The sequence below is a fragment of the Kitasatospora sp. NBC_01539 genome (assembly GCF_045040525.1).
Classification (GTDB): Bacteria; Actinomycetota; Actinomycetes; order Streptomycetales; family Streptomycetaceae; genus Kitasatospora.
This window is the reverse complement of record NZ_CP109390.1, coordinates 822595-844555: the sequence shown is the minus strand read 5'-3', so window position 1 is coordinate 844555 and position 21961 is coordinate 822595. Positions and strand designations below refer to the sequence as shown.

Here is a 21961-nt window from a genome sequence, read left to right as displayed (position 1 = left end):
GACGTGTGCCGGGCACCGTTCCTATGAAGGAGAGCCCGCCCGATGACGGTGGACACCAGCCAGCACGTGCAGTCGGAGCCGACCAGGCAGAGCAGCCTGGGCACGGCGGCTGCGCGCAACCTTGCCACCACCACCAAGTCCGCTCCGCAGATGCAGGAGATCACCTCCCGCTGGCTGCTGCGGATGCTCCCCTGGGTGGAGACCAAGGGCGGCACCTACCGGGTGAACCGACGGCTGACCTACACCGTCGGGGACGGGCGCATCGACTTCGTCCAGGACGGCGCCCGCGTCCGGGTGATCCCCCGCGAGCTCGGCGAACTCGCGCTGCTGCGCGGCTTCGAGGACGTCGCCGTACTGACCGCGCTCGCCGACCGCTGCGTCCAGCGCGAGTTCCGTGCGGGCGAGGTGCTCGCCGAGCGGGGCACTCCCGCCGAGTCGATCCAGCTGATCGCCCACGGCCGGGTCGGCCAGACCTCCGAAGGCCGTTACGGTGACGTGGTGGCGGTCGGCGTGCTGGCCGACGGCAGCCACTTCGGCGAGAACGCCCTGCTGGACGCCGACGCGAGGTGGGAGTCCACCGTCACGGCCGAGACCGCCGGCACCCTGCTCACCCTCTCGCGCGCCGACTTCCACGCCGTGCTGTCCACGGCGCCGGGCCTCCGGGCCCACCTGGAGCGGTTCGCCGAGATTCCGCTCCAGCGGCAGAACCGGCACGGCGAGGCCGAGATCGCCATGTCGGCCGGCCACACCGGCGAAGCCGAACTGCCCGGCGCGTTCGTCGACTACGAACTCAACCCGCGCGAGTACGAGCTGTCCATCGCCCAGACCGTGCTGCGGGTCCACACGAGGGTCGCGGACCTCTACAACGAGCCGATGAACCAGACCGAGGAGCAGCTCAGGCTCACCATCGAGGCGCTGCGCGAGCGCCAGGAGTACGAGCTGATCAACAACCCCGAGTTCGGGCTGCTCCACAACGCCGCCTTCAAGCAGCGGATCCAGACCTACTCGGGTGCGCCGACCCCGGACGACCTCGACGAACTGCTCTGCCGCCGACGTGGGTCCCGGTTCTTCCTCGCCCACCCCCGGGCGATCGCGGCCATCGGCCGTGAGTTCAACTCCCGCGGACTCTACCCGGACCACGTCGACCTCGGCGGACAGCAGGTCCCCGCCTGGCGCGGGGTCCCGATCCTGCCCTGCAGCAAGATCCCGATCAGCAAGGAGAACACCACCTCGATCCTCGTGATGCGGACCGGGGAGGACAAGCAGGGCGTCATCGGCCTGCACCAGACCGGCCTGGCGGAGGAGTACGAGCCGGGCCTGTCGGTCCGGTTCATGGGGATCGACGAGCGGTCGATCATCTCCTACCTCGTCAGCACCTACTACTCCGCGGCGATCTTGGTGCCCGACGCGCTCGGCGTGCTGGAGGACGTGCAGATCGGCCGCAGGCACGGCTAGACCGCCTCTGCCAGGGCTGCCAGGTCTGCCCGGCCGCGCACGCAGCGTGCGGTGTCGTTCGCCGCGGGGCGCCGGACCCCGACCGGGCGTCGGGCCCGGTCGGCTGCCGGGCCTGCCCCGGAGCCGTGGCCATCCGGCGGGGCGCGGGGCGCCGAGGCACAGCCGGCCCGGCCCGGGCGTCATGGTCCGGGAGAACCGGTCCGGAAGAGCCGGTCCGGGAGACGGCCGGACGGGCCCGCCCGATGAAACCGCAGCACACACCCCTCGGTCCGGCCCGGCGTGCCCGGGGTCCGCGACGTCCCACCACTCACCCAGGAGCTACCGATGCCCGTACCTGCGCCTCCCCCCGCGCAGTCGAGGCCGCCGTCCGCCCCGGGCCCCGGGCCCCTCACGCACGGCCGCGGCGCCGGTTCCGTCCCCGGAACCGGGGGTGGCGGCCTCCCCGGACCGCCCTCGCTGCCCTTCTCCGCCCCGGCAGCCGCCCCTGTCTCCGTCCCCGCCCCCGTCTCCGTGACCGTCGACGAGCCGGGCGTCGGTCCGGCGGTGAACCCCGTGCCGCAGGGTGCTGCCGCGGTGCGGACAGCACCGAGCCCCGTGCTCGAACGGATCCTCCGCGGCCCGAGCGGTCTCGGTACGGCGGGGCTGTACATGACCCGTCACGAGGAGCCGCCCGCGCCCGCGCAACCGGCAGCGGCGGGCAATCCGGTTCCGGGTCTCTACCACCACCCGGTGGCCGAACCCGACCCCGTGCGGGTGGAGGAGGTCGGCCGTCGGATCAAGGCCTGGGCGGTGGACGAGGTCGAGCTGTTCCCGCCGGACTGGGAGGACCAGTTCGACGGCTTCTCGCTGGGGCGCTACATGGTCGCCTGCCATCCCGATGCCCCCACCGTCGACCACCTGATGATCGCCACCCGGTTGATGGCGGCGGAGAACGCCCTGGACGACGTCTACTGCGAGGACCACGGCGGCTCGCCCGTCGGGCTCGGCGGCCGTCTGCTGCTGGCCCACACCGCGCTCGACCCGCTCCACACGACGACCGAGTACCAACCGGAGTGGGCGGCATCGCTCCACGCGGACGCGCCGCGGCGCGCCTACCGCTCGGCCATGCAGTACTTCGTCCAGGAGGCCGGCCACGCCCAGGCCGACAGGTACCGGCACGACATGGCCCGGTTGCACCTGGGCTACCTCGCGGAGGCGGCCTGGGCCGAGACGGACCACGTGCCGGAGGTGTGGGAGTACCTGGCGATGCGGCAGTTCAACAACTTCCGCCCCTGCCCCACCATCACCGACACCGTCGGCGGCTACGAACTCCCCGCGGACGTGCACGCCCTGCCCGCCATGCAACGGGTCATCGCGCTCGCCGGGAACGCCACCACCATCGTCAACGACCTGTACTCGTACACCAAGGAACTCGCCAGTCCCGGTCGGCACCTGAACCTTCCGGTGGTGATCGCCGAACGCGAGGACTGCTCCGTCCGCGACGCCTACCTGAAGGCCGTCGAGGTCCACAACGACCTGATGCGCGCCTTCGAGGCCGAGGCCGCCGACCTGGCCGTCAGCTGCCCGGCCCCGAACGTGCTCCGCTTCCTGCGGGGCGTCGCCGTGTGGGTCGACGGCAACCACTACTGGCACCGGACCAACACCTACCGCTACAGCCTGCCCGATTTCTGGTAAGAACGGATTCACCTGTGACCAGCACTGACCTCACCACCGCGACCACCCCGGCGTTCATCCCCGGCCCGGCGACGCCCTACCAGGGTGACATCGCCCGGTACTGGGACCACGAGGCCCGGCCCGTGAACTTGCGCCTGGGCGACGTCGACGGTCTGTACCACCACCACTACGGCATCGGCGACATCGACCACGCCGCCCTCGGCGACACCGAGGACAGCACGTACGAGAAGAAGCTGGTCGCCGAACTCCACCGCCTGGAGTCGGCACAGGCCGAGGTCCTCCTGGACCACCTCGGGGCCGTCGGGCCCGGTGACACCCTCGTGGACGCCGGCTGCGGCCGCGGGGGCTCGATGGTGATGGCCCACCAGCGCTTCGGCAGCAAGGTCGAGGGCGTCACCCTGTCGGCCAAGCAGGCCGACTTCGCGAACCGGCGCGCCCACGAACTGGGCATCGACGACTCGGTGCGCGCCCGCGTCTGCAACATGCTCGCCATGCCCTTCGAGACCGGCCGGGCCGCGGCGTCGTGGAACAACGAGTCGAGCATGTACGTCGACCTGGAGGACCTCTTCGCCGAGCACTCCCGGATCCTCGGCGTCGGCGGTCGCTACGTGACCATCACCGGTTGCTGGAACCCCCGTTACGGCCAGCCGTCGAAGTGGGTCTCCCAGATCAACGCGCACTTCGAATGCAACATCCACTCCCGCCGGGAGTACATGCGGGCCATGGCCGACAACCGCCTCGTTCCGCAGGCCGTCATCGACCTGACCCCGGCGACCCTGCCGTACTGGGAGCTGCGGGCCACGTCCTCGCTGGTCACCGGCATCGAGGAGGCGTTCATCAACTCGTACAAGGACGGCTCGTTCCAGTACCTGCTGATCGCAGCCGACCGCGTCTGACCACCAGGGGCGGGCGCCGCATCCGCCGCGGAGCATGCCGCGTCGGAGCGTGCCGACCGGCCGTCGCCCGACGGCCGGTCGGTGAGCCCGGTGGTCACGCCCCGGCAGGTCCACCCGGACGTCGGGAGTTCCGCGGACGGCGCGCGCGTCGGCAGCGCGCAGCCCTGCGAAGGTGAACCGTCACGCCGCGGGGGGTTCCGGTGGGGGCAGGCGCTCAGAACCTCCTGAGCCATGGACGTGCGCCTTCGGGCAAACGGCCGGGGCGGAATTCCCGGCGACCGCAGTGATCCGACCGCCCGTCAATTCCCGACCCTCCGGGAGATGAGCGGTCAGGGTCTGTGAAACCCCAGGTCAGGAAGGACTGTCAGTGTCCCACCGTAGTGTGGGAACAACGTCGGAGGGGACGCCGGAAATGGCGTCGAAAGGGCGTTGGAAAAGGGGTATGGCCATGTCTGCGAAGAGGATCAACCACAAGGTCAACCACGTCTCGCTCGTGGTCGACAAGTCGGGCTCGATGCGCCAGCACGAGGCGCAGCTCGTCCGCGTGGTGGACGAGTTCGTGAAGGGCCTCCAGGAGGAGTCCGACCGGCTCGGGCACGAGACCCGCATCAGCCTCTACGCGTTCGACCACGAGGTGCAGAACCTCGTCTGGGACATGGACGTCAAGCACCTGCCCTCCCTGAAGGGCCTGTACAAGGTCGACAACGGTGCGACCGCGCTCATCGAGGCGGCCGTCAAGTCCATCGACGACCTGAAGAACATCTGGGAGGGCTACGGCGAGCACTCCTTCCTCCAGGTCGTCGTCACCGACGGCCAGGAGAACGCCTCCGGCTGCTCGGAGACCGGCCAGATGCACACCCGCCTGGGCGGCGCCCGGGGCACCGCCGTCCTGCGCACGTGGATGGACCGCATCCAGAGCGGCATGGACAACCTCCCCGACCACTGGACGTCGGCGATCCTGGTCCCGAACTCCCTGGCCAAGCGCACCGCCCAGGAGTACGGCTTCCCCGCGGGCAACATCGCGATCTGGGACGCGGACTCCAGCAAGGGGGTCGAGGAGGCCATCGGCACCGTCAAGTCGGCGGCGACCAGCTTCCTGCGGGGCCGCGAGCAGGGCGTGCGCGGCACCCGGAACCTGTTCGCCATGGGCCAGGACCTGAACACCGCCGAGGTCAGGGCCAACCTCGACGCCCTGGACACCGGCAGGTACATCCTGGTCCCGGTCGACCAGCCGATGCCGATCCGCGACTTCGTCACCAGCGCCGGGCACCCGTACAAGACCGGCTGCGCCTACTACGAACTGTCCAAGCGCGAGAAGGTCCAGGGTGGCAAGCAGCTCGCCGTGGCGGAGAAGGACCCGGCCACCGGCCGGATGACGGGCAGGGTCTTCTCCGGCCCGGCGGCCCGCCAACTGCTCGGCCTGCCGCAGTCGGAGGCCACGGTCAAGCCGGGCGACAACCCGTCGTACACCGTGTTCGTCCAGTCGACCTCCGTCAACCGGAAGCTGGTGCAGGGCACCAAGCTGCTCGTCCTCCTGTAGCCGGCATCCGCCGGGTCGGCGACCGCAGGACGGCGGTCCACCTCCCGGGCCCCGGGCCACGAGGTCGGTGCGGACCCCGGCGGCGAGGCCAGGCAGGCCGTGGACGATCCCGACGAGTCGGGGCCGCAGGTGCGGGTCCGGCCGAAGGGCCGGACAGGAGCGGAGATCGTGAATTCCCGGCCCGCCCCGGCGTCGGGCCCGCGCCGGGAACTACTGTCGCGAGCATGGTCGAACACGATGCCCTCCGTGCCACCCGCGAGGCCTACGACGCCGCTGCCGACACCTACGCACAGCTGTTCCGCGACACGCTGCACGACAGGCCCCTGGATCGCGCGATCATCAGCGCCTTCGCCGAGGTCGCACGGACGAGCGGGGACGGTCGGGTCGCGGATCTGGGGTGCGGACCCGGCTACGTCACCGCCCATCTCGACGGGTTGGGGCTCTCGGCGTTCGGCGTCGACGCCTCTCCCGCGATGATCGAGCTGGCCCGACAGGCCTATCCCGGTCTGCAGTTCGACGTGGGGTCGATGGCCGCGTTGGACATCGCCGACGGCGTCCTCGGCGGCGTATTCTCACGCTGGTCCATCATCCACACCCCGCCGCAGGAACTCCCCGTCATCCTGGCGGAGTTCCACCGCGTGCTCGCACCCGGCGGTCACCTGCTGCTCGGCTTCTCGGCGAGCGACGACGCGTCCCACCCGACACAGGTCTTCGATCACGCGGTCGCGCCGGCCTATCGATGGTGGCCGGACCACCTCGCCGCACTGCTGCGCACGTCCGGGCTGGCCGAGGTGGCCCGGATGGTTCGTGAGCCTCAGCCCACCGACCGGCGTCAGTTCCGGGAGATTCACCTGCTCGCCCGCAAAGCCTAGGCAGGGCCGGTCGTTGGCGTTGCCGTCCTCGAACTCCCGGGAGCTCCGCCCCCGGGGAGAGGTGCCGCCGCCGCAGGCCCGGGCATGCGCGATCATGGTCGGATGGACTCTCGATTCCTCGGTATCCCTGATCTGGTCGAAGCGCCGACCGTGGCGGTCGTGGTCGACGTCATGCGGGCGTTCACCGTGGCCGCCTGGGCGTTCGCCCGGGGGGCGGAAAAGATCGTGCTGGCCGGGTCGCTGGACGAAGCGCTCGCACTCAAGGCCCGCCATCCGGACTGGGTGGCGCTGAAGGACGGTCCGCCCGCACCCGGGTTCGACGCGGTCAACTCGCCGGCCCTGCTGCGGTCCGTCGACCTCGGCGGACGGACCGTCGTGCAGAAGACCACGGCAGGCACGGTCGGCGCCCTCGCGGTCAAGGAGGCGTCGCTGGTGCTGTGCGCCGGGTTCGTGGTGGCGGAGGCGACGGCCCGGCTCCTGCGGGCACGCGAGTGCGGCAGTGTCACGTTCGTGGTGACAGGCGAGGACGGGCGCGCCGAGGAAGACCTGGCGTGCGCCCAGTACATCGCTCGGAGGGCCGCCGGGGCGGAGGCGGATGCCGCCGAGTTCCTCCGCCGCGCCGGCGGGTCGCTCGCCGCCACCGAGTTGGCGGAGGGCGTGCGTCAAGGAGCCCACCCGGATGACGTCGCGCTCTGCCTTGAGCTCGACCGGTTCCCGTTCGCCATGGTGGCGACCTTGGAGGACTCGCTGATGGTCCTCCGTCCGTGCCCCGCGCCTTCGCCGACCGGCGCGGTCTCGACCTGATCGCCGGCTGAGGTCCGACCGCCCCCGCGCCGATACGCCGGCCGGCACATCGGCAGATCGGCGCGGGGGCCCGGCCGCGGGCGGCTACTTCCGGTCGGTGGTCTCCGGGGTGATCGTGTAGATCTCCACCTCGCCGAGGTAGAGCAGGTCCTCGACGTACTCGTCGAGGTCGTCGTACAGCAGGTTCTCCGTCCAGGTGCGGTGCTCCATGATCCACGCGGCCAGGGCCGTCCGGTCCCCGGCGGCGAGCAGTCGGTCGAGCGCGGTCTGTGCGGAGAGGGCCTGGTCAGGGGTGATCGACTGGTGCTTGCCGGCCGCCGCGTGCTTGAGCGTGACGTCGATCTCGTCGCCGTAGCGCAGTACGGTCTGCAGTGCGAGCGCGTGCTTCATGGCCGCGGCCGACAGGATGCCGAACGGGTGCGAGGCGTACGTCCCGTCGGGCAGCTTGACGGTGTTCTCCCGTTCGAAGTCGGTGCCCGCGGACTGCGGATCGGCGTTGACGAACGCCACCCGGCTGCCCGGGGGAGCGGACCGCAGCAGCTTCTGCTCGTTTACGTCGGCGACGGGCTCCTGGGCCTTGACGCGGTCGGTGGCGGGGGTGCGCAGCCGGTACTCGGAACCCTGCGACTCCCTGAACCAGAGCTTGTGGTGGGTCAGCCCGGTGGAGGCGTGATCCTTGAGGTTGAACGGCCGCTTGACCGACTGGTCGAACGTCTCCTTGCCGACCGCCGCGGCCCACGCGCCGAGCTGGACGGCCTGCACGAACGTGGCGCAGTCCAGCGTCCAGGCACCGGAGTTGTCCGCCAGCTCGCGCACCGCGTCGTACGGCGACCGGTCGTTGCGCAGTTGCAGGAAGGCGTCGTCACCCTGCCCCTGCTGCGCCCAGTTCAGCTTGTTGTACGCCTTCGCCCGCCCGGTGTTCTCGAACACCGGTTTCCCGGCGAGGATCCTGCGCGCGGTGAGGTCCACCTGCGCCCGGTACGCGTACGCGTAGACGCTGCGGCCGGTGAGGCACCCGCCGAGGCTCAGCAGGACGGCGTCCACCGAGGTGAACACCGTCCGCCCGGCCTCTGCCAGCTCCGGCAGCGCGGCGACGTACCCGTCGTGCCAGACGACGCCGCTCTCCTTGTCGGCGGCCAGCGCCCCCAGTTTTGCGAGAAGTTCCTGTCCCGTGTACTGCTGACCCGCAACGGTGAACACCGATGGTCCCCCCATCCGCTTCGAACCTGACGGTTCCCCTGCGGTCAACACTAGTGACTCTCCGTCACCACGTCCATGGATTCTGCACAACGGCACCCCGCCCTCGCACCCCCGCATCCCGCTCCGCACGGAGCGCCGACCTGCGGCCCCCGACCCCCGGCAGGGCCGGCCGGGCCGGGTCGGTGGCGGGCGTCCGGTCAGAGCCAGTCGATCAGGGCGGGGGAGGGGCCGGTGAGGGTCTCGCCGGTGACGGGGACGCGGTGGGGCGTGCCGCCCGTGGCGGGGACGGTGAACAGCTCGTGCGGGAGGCCCGACGTGCCGGACGACGAGCCGTCGGCCTCGCTGAGGAAGGCGACCGTGGTGGCGGACGGATCGGCGATGGGGCTCCAGACGGTGCGGTTGGTCTCCGGGATGAGCTTCGTGCCGTCGGTGCCCCAGTCCATGAGGTCGGTGTCCTTCTCCGCCTTGAACGGCGAGCGGTAGACCATGTGGTTGCCGCTGTCGGTGGACAGGTAGGCGTCGTGGCCGAGGAAACCGGTGACCCGGAACGCCCCCTTGTCCTGTCCCGCGGGTCGGGAGAAGGGCGCGCATCCGGCGCACAGGCCGGTGATCCGCGACGGGGCGTCGACGGTGTAGTTGACCTCGTCGACACGGGCCGCCTCGCGGGCCGCGGCCGGATCGGAGCCCTCCAGGCGCCAGACGGCGGGCGGCTGCTTCCAGGCCCCGTCGCTCGGGCGGTGTGCGAAGTAGAAGGCGCCGTCGGGACCGAAAGCCGGGCTGTCGTCGGTGGTGGTGGAGGCGAAGTCGGCGCCGGCCGGTTCTGCGGCGGTGACGTCGGTGAAGGCGCCGGAGCGGTCGATCCACCCGACGTGCCCGGTTCCGTCGGGCAGGGTGCGCTTCGCGACGGCACGGGTGAGGTCGGCGGAGAACAGGTGGCGCTGGGCGATGGGCCCGTTGTCGTTCATGGCGGCGTACTCGGCGTCCAGGCGGACGTCGTCGTCCGCGGGGGTGAAGGAGGCCAGGAGGGTGGACGTGCCGGTGCCGGGGTCGACGACGGCCAGGCGCCAGCTGCCGCCCTGGAGCGAGGAGTACACGATGCCGGACGGGCGCGGTTCGGTGGTGGGGGAGGGGGAGGCGGATCCGGAAACCCGGGCGGAGGCGGAGTCGTCCGCCCGGGGTCCGCCCGGCGTCGCCGTGTCGGCGGCAGGGCCACCGGCCTGACCGCACGCCGTGAGGAGGGCCGCCGCCGACGCGAGGACGGCCCGGGTACCGCGTCCTGTGGGGCGGTGGGATCCGGCTGGGTGGATGCGCATGGGTGGGCCTCTCCGACTCTCCCCCGGGCAAGGGGGCGGGCGGGGCCCGTCGGCCCCGGCCGTGTTCTCCGTCTGTGTGCTGCACGCTCCGTGTGCCGACGACGCCGACGGCGGGCCGGGGACCGGACGGCGACCCCGTCGCCGCACCTCTCCGTTCCCGACCGGGCGTCACCGACCGCTCCGTCGGAGGGTATGCACGGGGGTCGGCGCCTGTGCGCTGCCTTCCGGTACCCGGGTTTTCCCGGGCTTCCCGTGGTAGGGAGCGGTTCACTCCTGCACGCCTCGTGGCGGCCATGGGCCGGTCGGATCGGCACGAGATCCCATAATCAGGGCACCGACCCACATTCGCGACACCGCGCGCGGGCCACTTTCGGCCGGGCAGGAACCTGCCCTGTGATCGACAACTCCCCTGGGGGAGCGACCTGTTGTCCGTGGTGGCCCCGCGGCGTCATCGCCCCGGAAAGGGTGTCGGCAGTTCCGGGGGCCACACATCCCACTGCTGCGGGCCGGGACCTGCTAAAGTCTACGTAGTTGCAGTAGTGGTTCCCATGAACTTGTGTGCGCCTGCTGATGTGTCGCAGGCGCATTTCTGTTTCCCGGCTCTTCCCCGGGTGGGTCATCATCGCGGCACTCGGGGTTCGCACGGTGCGGACTTCGGACAGCCCCTTGAAGGAGATTTTTTATGGCTAATGGCACTGTGAAGTGGTTCAACGCGGAAAAGGGCTTCGGCTTCATCGAGCAGGAGGGTGGCGGCCCGGACGTCTTCGCCCACTACTCGAACATCAACGCCAACGGCTTCCGCGAGCTGCTCGAGGGCCAGAAGGTCGAGTTCGACGTCACGCAGGGCCAGAAGGGCCCGCAGGCCGAGAACATTCGTCCGCTGTAGTTTTCGCCAGGGCACCCGCCTGGCAACAGGGGCCCGCACCGCGTACACGTACGGTGCGGGTCCCTGTGCATTGCGCCCGACGCGCCCTTCCCGGCCGCCCGGGCCCCTTGGCTCCGCCACCGGTGCCGCCCCCACGCGAGACACACAGTGCCGCGTCCGGATCGGCGCCCTGCCGTGACATCTCACGGTTCGAGGCTCTTCGCTCCCGCACGTCGGTGAGCGCCGACCGTAGGTGACGTGCCGCACGGTTCTACCGTCCACGCCCCGCTCTTCACACTTCTGGCCCGTTCCTTGCGATCTCCGCCGGCGCCCACGCCGCGGAGTCCTCCTCGCGACGTGCCGCCCTGAGGAAGGTTTTCGCATGAACCGCTCCAGTCGCTCCTCGTACCAGAACGCCAACTCGCGCTCCGCCGGAGGCTCACGCGCCGGCGGCAGCGCCTACGGCTCCCGCTTCGGCAGTGGCAGTGGCAGTGGCTCGGGTTCCCGCTTCGGCGGTGGCTCGGGCTCCGGCTCCGGCTCCGGCTCGCGCTACGGCGGCGCATCGCGCTCCTCCGGTTCGTCCCGGCGTCAGGGCTCGTCCGTCCAGGGCGAGTTCGCGATGCCGGTGAGCACCACGCCGTCGCTGCCCGCCGTCGAGTCCTTCGACGAGCTGGACATGCCGAAGGCGCTGCTGCAGACGCTGACCCGGCAGGGCGTCACCTCGCCGTTCCCGATCCAGGCCGCGACGCTGCCGAACTCGCTGGCCGGCCGCGACGTCCTCGGGCGTGGCCGCACCGGCTCCGGCAAGACCATCGCCTTCGGCCTCGCCGTGCTGGCGCGTACCGCCGGTCAGCGGGCCGAGCCCCGCCGCCCGCTGGCCCTGGTGCTGGTGCCGACGCGCGAGCTGGCCCAGCAGGTCACCGAGGCCCTCACGCCCTACGCCCACGCGGTCCGGCTGCGCCTGGCGACCGTGGTCGGCGGGATGTCGATCGGCCGTCAGGCCCAGGCGCTGAACCGCGGTGCGGAGGTCGTGGTGGCCACGCCCGGCCGACTGAAGGACCTGATCCAGCGCGGTGACTGCCAGCTCGACGGGGTGGGCATCGCGGTGCTCGACGAGGCCGACCAGATGGCCGACATGGGCTTCCTGCCGCAGGTCACCGAGCTGCTCGAACAGGTCGCCACCGGCTGCCAGACGATGCTGTTCTCGGCCACCCTGGACCGCAACGTCGACCGGCTGGTGCGCCGCTTCCTGGAGGACCCGGTCACCCACTCCGTGGACCCGTCCGCCGCGACGGTCAGCACCATGGAGCACCACGTGCTGCACGTGCAGAACCGCGACAAGGACGCCGCGATCGCGCACATCGCCTCCCGCGAGGGCGGCGTGATCATGTTCACCGACACCAAGCACGGCGCCGACCGCCTGGTGCAGGACCTGCTCGCGAACGGCGTCAAGGCCGCGGCGCTGCACGGCGGCAAGTCCCAGCCGCAGCGCACCCGCACCCTGGAGCAGTTCCGCACCGGCCAGGTGACCGCGCTGATCGCGACCAACGTCGCCGCCCGCGGCATCCACGTCGACGGGCTCGACCTGGTCGTCAACCTCGACCCGCCGGCCGACCACAAGGACTACCTGCACCGCGGCGGACGCACCGCCCGGGCCGGCGAGTCCGGCCGGGTCGTCACCCTGGTGCTCCCCAACCAGCGGCGCGAGATGGCCCGGATGATGGCCACCGCCGGCATCACCCCGACCTCCGCCCAGGTGCACTCCAGCGACGAGGAGCTGGCCCGCATCACCGGCGCCCGCGTCCCCACCGGCGTGCCCGTCGTCGTCGCCGCCCCGGTGGTCGAGCGTCCCCGCCGCAGTGCCTCCGCCGGCCGCAACCGCCGCAGCCGGCCCTCCTTCACCGGCCGCACCCCGCAGACCGGCACCGGCTCCCGCAGCGCCGCACCGAGGCGCGACGCCCTCTCCGCCTGAGCACCGCGTGGGCCCGGCCCGATCCACGGGCCGGGCCCACGCAGGGCACCGAGCACCAGAAACCGGTTCCACGACGACGGCCCGCCGGACCACCCGCCCGCCAGTGCCCGCCCGCCAGTGCCGCCCGCCGGTCCCGGCGGGACCACCGCGAAGGAGCTCGCCCATGACCATCGTTCTCGAACAGCCCACTGCCACGGTCGGCGACCTGATGAAGCACCCGGAACTCCAGATCGGCGACGACGTCACGGTCGACACGGCGATGGACATCCTGCTGAGCTCCGGAGCGGACCACGCCCTGGTCCGTGACGAGGAGGGCCGCTGTGCCGGACTGCTGACCCGCCTGCACCTCGCGCCCTTCCAGGCCCGGTCCTGGTACACCGAGCGCACCCCGGTGCGCAACATCGTGCACGACCGCGCCCCGTTCGCGACCGTCGGCATGCCCGCCACCGTCGCGGCCGACGCCATGCGCTCCCGCGGCCTGGACACCTGGCCGGTCGTCGACGAGGACGGCCATGTCGTCGGCCTCATCAGCGCCTACGGCCTGTCCGAGAACTGATCGCGTCGCCCCGACGGGCACGGTCCCTCCGGCCGGCCCGGATGCGGCGGGCCTGATCCGCGAGGTCGCCCCGGACGAGGACCGTGCCGACCTCGGCACCGGGACGGCTGCCGGGCCCGGCGCTCGGCACGGTCGAACGGGCGCCGTCGAGCAGCGCCGGCCGGTGTCGGCTGATCCCGGCGGGCCCTGCGGAAGGCGCGGAGCCCGCCCGGGTCGGATGTCGGTGTCACGCCGTCCAGTACGTCCGCGCCTCTCACCGGTGTGAGAGGGCGAGATCCTGCCCTCCCCGGTGACCACCTCCAGGTCGGGAGGAAGCCCCGTCGAGCCTGCTCCGGGGTAGGTGGCGCGTGCCGTCCGCCCGCCGCGCCCGCGGGCCGGGCCCGGTCAGAGCAGGCTGCCGCACCACACGTTCCGGGCGAGCCATTCGTCGTGGCCGAACGCCGCCCGCCCGGTCCTCACGGGCTTCCCGGACCGTTCGCGCGAGGAGCGCACCTCCGGTGGAACGTCCGCCCGACACCCACAAGGGAGACCTTCCACGACCCGCGGCAGCGTGACCTTCGACGCCTTCCCCGCAGTCGACCAGGCTGACCGCGTTCCTCACGGACGGCCCGCCCGGCGGGGCCTGGCCCGACACCTGTCGAGCCGGTGGTGCGGCCGGGCTCAGACCCAGGTGGTGAACCACATCCGGGCGTGCCAGTCGGCGTACGGGATCGCCTGTCCGGTGTAGACCGGGAGGAAGTAGAGGAAGTTCACGACGATGAGCAGGACGAGTGTCCCGGCGGCCGTCACACCGCGTACGCGGCGCCGCTCGGACGCTCCCGGCGGGCCCAGCGCGGCCGCCAGCATCATCGTGACGGCCAGGCACAGGTAGGGCACGAGGACGACCGCGTAGAAGGAGAAGATCGTGCGGTCCTGGTACAGGAACCACGGCAGGTAGCCGGCGCCCACCGCGCAGAGGACGGCGCCGGCCCGCCAGTCGCGGCGGAGCGCCCACCGGTACAGCAGGTACACGAGGGCGGCGCAGGCCGACCACCACAGGAGCGGAGTTCCGAGCGCGAGGATCGACTGCGGGCAGTCGGCCGTGGCATGGCAGCCGTCCGTCCCGGGCTTCGCCGTCGTGTAGTGGAACAGCACGGGCCGCCCGAGGACCAGCCAGCTCCAGGGGTTCGACTGGTAGGTGTGCGGGCTGTGCAGCCCCACGTTGAACTGGTACACCCCGTACTCGTAGTGCCACAGGCTGCGGAGCGGGGCGGGGATCCACGACCAGGTGCCGCCGCGGCCGTCGGCCCAGTGGCGTCCGTAGGCGTGGTCGGAGAGGAACCAGCCGGTCCAGGTCGCCAGGTACGTCACGGCGGCGACCGGGCCGAGGGCCAGCAGCGACCCGCCGAGGTCCCTGCGCAGCACCGCACGGTAGGGACGGTGCGCCCCCGCCGCGCGGCGCGCGCCGACGTCCCACAGCAGGGTGAGGGCCGCGAAGAAGACGAGGAAGTACAGGCCGTTCCACTTGGTCGAGGCCGACAGTCCCAGGCAGACGCCGGCGGCGAGCCGCCAGGGGCGCACCCCCGTCCCGGCACGGTCGCCGGGGTGCCGGTCCGGGCGCGCTCGGCCGTCCCCGCCGGCCGGCAGGGCCGCCGCGAGCCGGGCCCGCGCACCGTCCCGGTCGACGAGCAGGCATCCGAACGCCGCCAGCACGAAGAACATGACGACGAGGTCGAGCAGGGCGGTGCGGCTCAGCACGAAGTGCAGGCCGTCCACCGCCATCAGTGCTCCGGCCACGCAGCCCAGGAGCGTCGAACGGAACAGGCGGCGTCCGATGCGGCACAGCATCAGCACCGACAGTGTGCCGAGGACGGCCGTCACGAAGCGCCAGCCGAACGGGGTGAGGCCGAACATCCACTCCCCGAGGGCGATCACCCACTTGCCCGCCGGCGGATGAGCGACGAAGGCCCCCGCGTCGGAGAGCGGGACCACCTGGGGACGGGCCAGGATCTGCGGGTCGGAGACCGTGCGGTCCGGCCAGCTGCTCTCGTAGCCGAGCCGCAGCAGGGACCAGGCGTCCTTGGCGTAGTACGTCTCGTCGAACACGACGGCCCGCGGGCTGCCCAGGTGCCGGAAGCGCAGCAGTCCGGCGAAGAGCGCGACCAGCAGCGGACCGCCCCAGCCCGACCACCGCGCCGGCAGGCCCGCCACTGCCGCGGGCAGCCGGGGCCCGCGGCACGTCCGCGACCCGGGCCCGGGAAACGGCACGACCAGGCGGTCGGTCACGGACGTCTGCGGGCGCTCGACGTGGCCGACGGTTCGCAGCCGCTCCTCCCAGGAGGTCGGCCGGCTCTCCGCCGGCTCGTGCGGCACGTCGACGGACGAGGGCGCGTTCTCATGCACCACGTGGTGACTCTCTGCTCGTGGACGACAGGACGTACGGGGACGCGACGGCGCACCGCCGACGGTCACGCGGACGCGGTCGGCGTGCGGCGGTGGTCATACGGGCCCGGTCGGCGTGCGGCGGTGAGGCGGGCCCGGCCGGCCCTCAGCCGGCGGGACTGCTCGAACCCGGCCGGGGCGCCGCCACCCCGGTGACCGAGATCCGGGTCGGCACGGTGGCCGGTCCGGGCGCCGACCGACGGAACGGCATCGGCGCGCCCTCGGCCGTGGACACGGGGCGGACCGTCGACGGCATCGGGGCGGACCCGGTGGAGGCGAGCGGACGGGGCTGCGGACCGCTCGGCCCGCCCTGGGTGAAGGCGCCGGTCAGGACCACCAGCCCGACCCCGAGCCCGGTCACGGCCAGCACCGACCCGGTGGCCGTCCAGGCCGTCCGGGCCCGCTGCCGGGCGCGGACGCCGACGCGCAGCCGGTCCCGGTGCCGGGCCTCGTACGGCGTGTCCTCCTGCCCGTCACGCATCATCCGTGCGAGTTCCTGCTCGAACTGATCCATGGTTCCCCTCCTCACACGACCGGCTCGACGGCCTCGGCCAGAAGCTTCCGCAACCGCGCGACGCCGCGCGCCGTGAGCGAACGGGCGGTACCCACCGGACACCGCAGCACCTCCGCGACGTACTGCTCGGGCAGGTCCTGGTAGTAGCGCAGCACCACCGCGGTCCGCTGCCGCACCGGCAGCAGCGCCAACATGGCCTCCAGCCGGGTCCGTTCGTCCACGGCGGCGGTCTCGTCGTCCACCCCGGGCGGGTCGGGCAGCCGGTCGACAGGGTGCTCGCCCCACCAGCGCCGCCGTGCCGAACGGGCCGCGGCCCGGGCCAGGATCGTGCGCACGTACGCCTCGGGGGCCTGCTCGGCGACCTTCGGCCAGACGAACCACAGCTTGACCAGTGACTCCTGCAGCAGATCCTCGGCCCGGTGGCGGTCCCCGCCGGTGAGCAGCCGCGCCAGGTGGAGCAGCGCCGACCACCGGTCCGCGACGAACCGGTCGAACGCGTCGGCCCGCGCCTGCCCCGTCAACGCCACCCCCTCCATCTCCCCTCGTCCCCCCGCGCCCGCGCCGGACCTGCCTGCGGTCCGGTCGGACCGCAGGGCGGTGCACGCGTCGTCGACCACGTACGCGCTGCCGCGCGACCGCGGACACGCCCTCACCCTTACCAAGGCACCGGCCCCCGCCCCGCTATGCACCTCCGCCCTGTGCCCTGGGTCACATCTGCCGCCCAGTGCCGTCCGGTGGCGTTCGTGCCCCCGTCCGGCGCCCCCGTCCCGGGACCGGCGGGCCGTCACCGTCCCCGCGAGCCGCCGCCCCCGCGCCGCCCTCCTCCCACCGCCGTGCGGTGCGGCTCCCGGCCACGTACGAGGGGTCAGTTGTCCCGCAGTGCAATGGCCTTGTGGAATCGTCGGCGCGCCCGCCCGCCGCAGGTGTCCCGCATCGGACGCTCGTCTACCGCACCGCCCCGCTCCCCGTGGTCGTTGCGTCATGACCGGGACACTGCTGTGATATGTCTGATAACATCTGGGCGCTGGCGGTGCTTGTGGAGCTGCCTAGAGGGGGGGCCAACGTGGCAGGTGTGAGCACGACCGGCGTACGCCGCGTGCAGCCACTGTCGGTGGTGGATCAGGTGACCAAGGAGATCCGGCGGTCCATCCTCGCCGGTGACCTGCCGCCCGGGCAGGAGTTCTCCCTGCGCGAGATCGCAGGCCGCCTCGGTGTCAGCATCATCCCCGTCCGCGAGTCCCTGCGTCACCTCGAAGGCCAGGGCCTCGTCATCACCGAGCGAGGGAAGAGCGCCACCGTCGCCCCGCTCAGCCACGACGACCTGCGCGCCGTCTACCGGCTGCGCCGGCAGATCGAACCGGAGCTCGTCGGACGGGCGTGCCTCCTGCTGACCGACCGCGACCATGCCCGGCTCATGTCCCACCTGGCCATCTTCGGCAACGAGCGCCTCGGACTCGACGAGATCTACGAAGTCCACCACGAGTTCCACCTCGACCTGCTGCGCCCGGCGGCCACCGACTGGGACCTCCGCATGCTCAACATGCTCTGGCACGCGGCCGAACGCTACGTCCGGCTCGCCTTCGGCGGCCGTGACAACGACCCCGACGAGCCCCACCGCCGGGAAGCCGCGCACGCGCAGCTCCTCGCCGCGGTGGCGGAACGCGATCCGGGCCGCGCCGCCCAGGCCGTCATGGTCCACCTCGACACGAACGAGCGGATCGCCCAGCAGGGCATCGCGGCCATCGCGGACTGACGGTTCCCTGCCCGCCGCCGCACCTGTTCGGTGCACCCGCGGCGTTCCTCCGGGCGCGCTGCGGCCGTGCTCTGAGCACGGGGCCCGGGGCCCGTGCGTCGCGATGCCGGTGATGCCGCCCGGCCCGGCGTGACGACCCCGCCCTCCCGCCGCGTGCGTGCACCCCTGCGGCACCTGCCCGCCCCACTCCTCCGCGCCGGCCGTCCGCCTCTCCTCCGCGCCGGCCGTCCGCCTCTCCTCCGCGCCGGCCGTCCGCCTCTCCGGAGCGCCGCTCCCGGCCGCGGGTGAGGGGGCCGCGGGGGCCTGCTGCCCGCGCCCGGGCCGGACGACGCCGGGGTCCGACTCCCCGAAGGCGTCCGTCGGCGACCACGTCTGTGCAGGTCACAGCCGTTCGGTCCACTGCTGCGCGCCGCGCCGACCGTCGGCGTTCGATGCCGTGCCGTCCTGCATGAAGGCCTCGATCCGGGGAAAGAACCCGCCCGGAGGGTTCCTGTTATCACATATCACCGCTAGGGTGAGGCGCACGACAGGCCATCGAAGCGCCCGGAGCGACATCGGCGCCGCCTGTCCGAGTCCGACGGAAGAGCCAGGGAGATCCGCCATGCCCGCGAGCCCGAAGTTCGCCCACGTCGTCTTCCAGACGGCCCAGCCGCAAGAGATGCGCGACTGGTACTGCACCGTCCTCGACGGCCACGTCGTCTACCGCGACGACGCCCTCTCGTTCATCACGTTCGACGAGGAACACCACCGGGTCGCCCTGATCCACCCGCCCGTCCCGCTGAAGCGCAGGACACCCGACACGGCCGCGATGCACCACGTCGCGTACACGTTCGACTCCATCGACGACCTGCTCGCCAGGTACGTCCTGCTGCGCGACCGGGGTGTGCTGCCCACGGTCTGCATCGCGCACGGCGTCACCACCTCGATGTACTACCGCGACCCCGACGGGAACATGGTCGAGATGCAGATCGACCGGTTCGCGGAGCCGGACGACGCCACCGCCTACATGAAGGGGCCGGAGTACGCGGCCGACTCCGTCGGGCCCTCCTTCGACCCGGAAGCACTGCTCGACGCCCGCTCCAACGGCGCCACGGCGGAGCAGCTCTCCGACCGCGCCTGGGCGCTCGACTCCCACCTGCCCGACCCGATGCCCATACTCATGGGCGGAGGCAACTGAGGGAAACAGACGCATGATTCGAGAGCAACGGACGGCCGACCGGCCGCCCGGCCTCCCCGCCGGTTCCTACGTGATGGGACTGACCCCGTTCAACCGGGACGGCGACCTCGACGAAGGCGCGCTCCGCGCCCACGTGCAGTGGATGGCCCGCGAGAACGTCGGCTTCTGGCCGGCGAGCCCCGCCACCGGCGAGGGCGCGCAGATGAGCGACACGGAGATCCTCCGGGTCGTGGAGATCGTGTCCGAGGAGGCGGCGGGCCGCAGCCCGGTGGTCGCGGGCAACCGGGAGTTCCCGACGGCGGCGCAGAACGTCCGCTTCGCCGCCGAGGCACAGGCGCGCGGCGCCGACGCCGTGCAGCTCTACCCGCCGACCCTGGGCCACTCGTTCTCCCCGACCGCCGGGATGCTCCGGCAGTTCTACGACGAGGTCCTCTCGGCGGTCGAGGTGCCGGTCGTCCTGTCCAGCAACTTCATGACCGGGTTCGAGGTGCCGGCGTCCGTCTTCGACCGGCCGCTGGCCGACCACCCCCACGTGGTCGGGATCTTCAAGCACCACCCCGACCAGCACAACGTCGCCGAGTTCGTCGCACGGTTCGCGCCGCGCACGACGGTGCTGACGATGACGCAGAAGCTGATGTTCTCCTTCGCGGCCGGGGCGGCCGGGGAGCTGGACAACCTGCAGAACGTGGCCCCGCGCCTGTGCCGCAGCCTTCACGACGCGCTGCACCGGGGAGACCTCTCCGCAGCGGGGGAGACCTACCGCACCGTGACCCGGCTGTGGAGCGGGATCTCCGGTTTCGCCGCCGAGTTCTCCGCGCCGCGGGTCGTCGTCTACAAGGCGATGCTGCGCATCCTGGGCCTTCCCGGGGGCCACGCCCGCAAGCCGTACCTCGAACTGGGCGAGGACGCCACCAAGGCCCTCGCCCTGATGATCGACGCTGTCGGCCTTCGAGACCTCGAAGGCCTGGGATGAGGCCGCACCGCACCGCGGCCGCCGGCGCGGTCGCGCCGCGACCGGCCGGCCGCCCGGTGGGACACGGGGACAGCAGGCCCACGCAGAGGAGCACATGATGACGACCGAGAGCCGCAGCGTTGCGCCGCAGGTCTTCCGCGACATGATGGCGGGCGTCTGCGCGCCGGTCACCGTGGTCACGACGGCCGGCGACGGAGGACCGGCGGGCGCGACGGTGAGTTCCTTCGCCTCGCTCTCGCTCGATCCGCCGCTCGTGACCGTGGCCTTCGACCGCGGATCGCGGGTCCTGGCGCAGATCCTCGCCGAGGGCCGGTTCGGTGTGAACCTGCTCGGCCACGCCCAGGCCGATCTCGCGATGCTGTTCGCCTCGCGCAACGTCGACCGGTTCGCACGGATCGACTGGCACCTCGACCACGGCCTGCCCCGCCTCGACGGGGCCGCCGGATGGCTCGAATGCGACCTGCACGAGGCGGTGGAGGGCGGTGACCACCTGCTCCTCCTCGGGCACGTCGTCGGCGCGAGCCGGGCGGAACTCCCCCCGCTCGTCTACGCGTACCGCACCTTCGGCACCCACTCCCGCTACGACGAGCGGCGCCGGCCGGCGATCACCGATTCCCTCGCCGCCCTGGCCCGCTGACGACCACCGATACGAGAAGGAACGCACCATGGCATCCGCAACCACCGAAGCGCCGACCGTAGGCACCGCACCCGGCACCGAGGAACTGGTGACCCGGATCAGGGAGCTCCACCCCCTGCTGGAGAGGAACGCGGCGCAGGGAGAGCAGGACCGCCGCGTGGTGGAGGAGAGCATTCAGGCCCTCACGGAGGCCGGCGTCTTCAGGATCGCCCAGCCCAAGCGGTACGGCGGCTACGAGATGCCGGTGCGCGCGCAGATCGAGGCGTCCGCAGCCGTCGCCGAGGCGGACGGCGGCACCGCGTGGGTCGTGACCCTCTGCAACCAGTGCGCCTGGATGACGGGGCTGTTCCCCGAGCAGGCCCAGGACGACGTCTGGAAGACCAACCCCGACGCCAAGATCTCCGGCGTCGTGACCCCGAGCTCGGAGTCCGTCAAGGTGGACGGCGGGTTCGTGGTGAACGGCCGCTGGTACTACAACTCCGGCTCCTGGCACGCCGACTGGGCGGTGCTCGGGATGCCGGTCGTGAACGAGGCCGGCGAGGCCGTCGACCACGGCATCGCGCTCATCCCGCGGGCCGACCTCGACTTCGAGGAGACGTGGTTCGTGGCCGGCATGAAGTCGTCGGGCTCCAACTGCCTCATCGCCAGGGACGTCTTCGTCCCCGACCACCGCATCATCTCGGCACCGAAGGCCTGGCAGGGCGAGGTGGCCACCGAGCACACCGACGAGGCGCTCTACCGCAGTGCCTTCACGCCGGTCCTGGCACTGGGCATCGCCGCCCCCCAGCTGGGCATGGGACGCAAGGTGCTCGACCTGGTGCGGGCGAAGGCGGCCGTCAAGCCGCTCACCTTCACCTTCTACCCGACGCAGGCGGACTCGCCGGTCTTCCGGCACCAGATCGCCGAGGCGGCGATGCTGATCGACACCGCCCACCTGCACGCCTACCGCGCCGTCGACGAGATCGACCGGGCCGCCCGCGAGGGCGATTTCCCCGACGAGCTCATGCGGGCCCGCGCGCGGGCCGACGCCGGCTGGGTGGTCGAGAACATCACCAAGGCGATCAACCTCCTGCTCTTCGCCCACGGTGCGGCCGGCTTCGCGGAGAACAACGTGATCCAGCGGCACTGGCGCGACTCGGCGGTGGCGGGCCGGCACGCGTACATCGTGCCCGGGGTGAGCCTGGAGATGTACGGCACGGCGATGCTGGCCCGCGACGCGAACATCACCCCGATGCTCTGAGGCCGCGCCCTCGCGCCGCCCGGACCGGCCCACCCGAAATTCCCGGCCGGGGACCACTGCAAAGTCTGCTGTTATCACATATATTTGCTTATGCCTGAG

Annotated in this window: 19 protein-coding genes; 14 read left to right on the top strand and 5 right to left on the bottom strand. The window is 72.1% G+C overall.

All coding sequences use genetic code 11. The features are described 5' to 3' along the window. The first annotated feature begins 42 nt into the window (after positions 1 to 42). The 6 genes from OG335_RS03605 to OG335_RS03580 all read left to right on the top strand — a co-directional run bounded on the left by OG335_RS03605 (position 43) and on the right by OG335_RS03580 (position 7241). Positions 43 to 1455, top strand: a complete 1413-nt coding sequence (locus tag OG335_RS03605) for a family 2B encapsulin nanocompartment shell protein (protein WP_405009505.1) — start codon at positions 43 to 45, stop codon at positions 1453 to 1455. A 324-nt stretch (positions 1456 to 1779) separates the two neighbouring features. Beyond that, positions 1780 to 3129, top strand: a complete 1350-nt coding sequence (locus OG335_RS03600) for a family 2 encapsulin nanocompartment cargo protein terpene cyclase (RefSeq protein ID WP_405009504.1) — start codon at positions 1780 to 1782, stop codon at positions 3127 to 3129. 14 nt (positions 3130 to 3143) lie between these two features. Next, positions 3144 to 4025, top strand: coding sequence for a geranyl diphosphate 2-C-methyltransferase (locus tag OG335_RS03595; protein ID WP_405009503.1), 882 nt, complete (start codon positions 3144 to 3146; stop codon positions 4023 to 4025). A 448-nt stretch (positions 4026 to 4473) separates the two neighbouring features. Further along, positions 4474 to 5565 carry a vWA domain-containing protein gene (locus tag OG335_RS03590; protein ID WP_405009502.1) on the top strand — a complete coding sequence of 364 codons (1092 nt, stop codon included), beginning with the start codon at positions 4474 to 4476 and terminating at the stop codon, positions 5563 to 5565. A 224-nt stretch (positions 5566 to 5789) separates the two neighbouring features. Then, positions 5790 to 6437, top strand: coding sequence for a class I SAM-dependent methyltransferase (locus OG335_RS03585; protein WP_405009501.1), 648 nt, complete (start codon positions 5790 to 5792; stop codon positions 6435 to 6437). A gap of 102 nt (positions 6438 to 6539) precedes the next feature. Continuing rightward, positions 6540 to 7241 (top strand): 2-phosphosulfolactate phosphatase, encoded by a 702-nt coding sequence (locus OG335_RS03580; RefSeq protein WP_405009500.1) that lies wholly within the window; start codon positions 6540 to 6542, stop codon positions 7239 to 7241. Positions 7242 to 7325: 84 nt separating this feature from the next. On the opposite strand, the gene OG335_RS03575 is transcribed toward OG335_RS03580, so the two are convergent. Next, positions 7326 to 8441, bottom strand: a complete 1116-nt coding sequence (locus tag OG335_RS03575) for a hypothetical protein (protein ID WP_405009499.1) — start codon at positions 8439 to 8441, stop codon at positions 7326 to 7328. Between the two features lie 197 nt (positions 8442 to 8638). Then, positions 8639 to 9754: a hypothetical protein gene (locus OG335_RS03570; protein WP_405009498.1), complete on the bottom strand. Its 1116-nt coding sequence runs from the start codon at positions 9752 to 9754 to the stop codon at positions 8639 to 8641. Positions 9755 to 10436: 682 nt separating this feature from the next. Here OG335_RS03570 and OG335_RS03565 point away from each other — a divergent pair. The 3 genes from OG335_RS03565 to OG335_RS03555 all read left to right on the top strand — a co-directional run bounded on the left by OG335_RS03565 (position 10437) and on the right by OG335_RS03555 (position 13147). Beyond that, positions 10437 to 10640 (top strand): cold-shock protein, encoded by a 204-nt coding sequence (locus tag OG335_RS03565; RefSeq protein WP_030918248.1) that lies wholly within the window; start codon positions 10437 to 10439, stop codon positions 10638 to 10640. 361 nt (positions 10641 to 11001) lie between these two features. Next, positions 11002 to 12591: a DEAD/DEAH box helicase gene (locus OG335_RS03560; protein WP_405009497.1), complete on the top strand. Its 1590-nt coding sequence runs from the start codon at positions 11002 to 11004 to the stop codon at positions 12589 to 12591. 163 nt (positions 12592 to 12754) lie between these two features. Beyond that, positions 12755 to 13147, top strand: coding sequence for a CBS domain-containing protein (locus OG335_RS03555; protein ID WP_405009496.1), 393 nt, complete (start codon positions 12755 to 12757; stop codon positions 13145 to 13147). A 660-nt stretch (positions 13148 to 13807) separates the two neighbouring features. Here the strand turns inward: OG335_RS03555 and OG335_RS03550 are convergent. The 3 genes from OG335_RS03550 to OG335_RS03540 form a co-directional block, all read right to left on the bottom strand. Further along, positions 13808 to 15499, bottom strand: a complete 1692-nt coding sequence (locus OG335_RS03550; protein ID WP_405015297.1) for a dolichyl-phosphate-mannose--protein mannosyltransferase — start codon at positions 15497 to 15499, stop codon at positions 13808 to 13810. A 175-nt stretch (positions 15500 to 15674) separates the two neighbouring features. Beyond that, positions 15675 to 16082, bottom strand: a complete 408-nt coding sequence (locus OG335_RS03545; RefSeq protein WP_405009495.1) for a cellulase — start codon at positions 16080 to 16082, stop codon at positions 15675 to 15677. A gap of 11 nt (positions 16083 to 16093) precedes the next feature. Next, positions 16094 to 16618 (bottom strand): SigE family RNA polymerase sigma factor, encoded by a 525-nt coding sequence (locus OG335_RS03540; protein WP_405009494.1) that lies wholly within the window; start codon positions 16616 to 16618, stop codon positions 16094 to 16096. 536 nt (positions 16619 to 17154) lie between these two features. On the opposite strand from OG335_RS03540, the gene OG335_RS03535 reads away from it, so the two are divergent. The 5 genes from OG335_RS03535 (at position 17155) to OG335_RS03515 (ending at position 21862) form a co-directional block, all read left to right on the top strand. Next, positions 17155 to 17835 carry a GntR family transcriptional regulator gene (locus OG335_RS03535; RefSeq protein ID WP_405009493.1) on the top strand — a complete coding sequence of 227 codons (681 nt, stop codon included), beginning with the start codon at positions 17155 to 17157 and terminating at the stop codon, positions 17833 to 17835. A gap of 601 nt (positions 17836 to 18436) precedes the next feature. Continuing rightward, complete coding sequence (locus OG335_RS03530; protein ID WP_405009492.1) at positions 18437 to 19012, top strand: VOC family protein; 576 nt, start codon at positions 18437 to 18439, stop codon at positions 19010 to 19012. A gap of 13 nt (positions 19013 to 19025) precedes the next feature. Continuing rightward, a complete protein-coding gene (locus tag OG335_RS03525) occupies positions 19026 to 19985 on the top strand; it encodes a dihydrodipicolinate synthase family protein (protein ID WP_405009491.1) in 960 nt (319 codons plus the stop codon). Between the two features lie 97 nt (positions 19986 to 20082). Further along, positions 20083 to 20622, top strand: a complete 540-nt coding sequence (locus tag OG335_RS03520) for a flavin reductase family protein (protein ID WP_405009490.1) — start codon at positions 20083 to 20085, stop codon at positions 20620 to 20622. A 28-nt stretch (positions 20623 to 20650) separates the two neighbouring features. Continuing rightward, entirely contained in the window at positions 20651 to 21862 is a 1212-nt protein-coding gene (locus OG335_RS03515) for an acyl-CoA dehydrogenase family protein (RefSeq protein WP_405009489.1), read from the top strand. Positions 21863 to 21961 lie beyond the last annotated feature (99 nt).

Excerpts from the sequence above, each read along its gene's own strand:
- OG335_RS03605 (WP_405009505.1), top strand. The coding sequence starts at position 43 with ATGACGGTGGACACCAGCCAGCACGTGCAGTCGGAGCCGACCAGGCAG.
- OG335_RS03600 (WP_405009504.1), top strand. The coding sequence starts at position 1,780 with ATGCCCGTACCTGCGCCTCCCCCCGCGCAGTCGAGGCCGCCGTCCGCC.
- OG335_RS03590 (WP_405009502.1), top strand. The coding sequence starts at position 4,474 with ATGTCTGCGAAGAGGATCAACCACAAGGTCAACCACGTCTCGCTCGTG.
- OG335_RS03585 (WP_405009501.1), top strand. The coding sequence starts at position 5,790 with ATGGTCGAACACGATGCCCTCCGTGCCACCCGCGAGGCCTACGACGCC.
- OG335_RS03580 (WP_405009500.1), top strand. The coding sequence starts at position 6,540 with ATGGACTCTCGATTCCTCGGTATCCCTGATCTGGTCGAAGCGCCGACC.
- OG335_RS03570 (WP_405009498.1), bottom strand. The coding sequence starts at position 9,754 with ATGCGCATCCACCCAGCCGGATCCCACCGCCCCACAGGACGCGGTACC.
- OG335_RS03565 (WP_030918248.1), top strand. The coding sequence starts at position 10,437 with ATGGCTAATGGCACTGTGAAGTGGTTCAACGCGGAAAAGGGCTTCGGC.
- OG335_RS03560 (WP_405009497.1), top strand. The coding sequence starts at position 11,002 with ATGAACCGCTCCAGTCGCTCCTCGTACCAGAACGCCAACTCGCGCTCC.
- OG335_RS03555 (WP_405009496.1), top strand. The coding sequence starts at position 12,755 with ATGACCATCGTTCTCGAACAGCCCACTGCCACGGTCGGCGACCTGATG.
- OG335_RS03545 (WP_405009495.1), bottom strand. The coding sequence starts at position 16,082 with ATGGATCAGTTCGAGCAGGAACTCGCACGGATGATGCGTGACGGGCAG.
- OG335_RS03540 (WP_405009494.1), bottom strand. The coding sequence starts at position 16,618 with ATGGAGGGGGTGGCGTTGACGGGGCAGGCGCGGGCCGACGCGTTCGAC.
- OG335_RS03530 (WP_405009492.1), top strand. The coding sequence starts at position 18,437 with ATGCCCGCGAGCCCGAAGTTCGCCCACGTCGTCTTCCAGACGGCCCAG.
- OG335_RS03525 (WP_405009491.1), top strand. The coding sequence starts at position 19,026 with ATGATTCGAGAGCAACGGACGGCCGACCGGCCGCCCGGCCTCCCCGCC.
- OG335_RS03520 (WP_405009490.1), top strand. The coding sequence starts at position 20,083 with ATGACGACCGAGAGCCGCAGCGTTGCGCCGCAGGTCTTCCGCGACATG.
- OG335_RS03515 (WP_405009489.1), top strand. The coding sequence starts at position 20,651 with ATGGCATCCGCAACCACCGAAGCGCCGACCGTAGGCACCGCACCCGGC.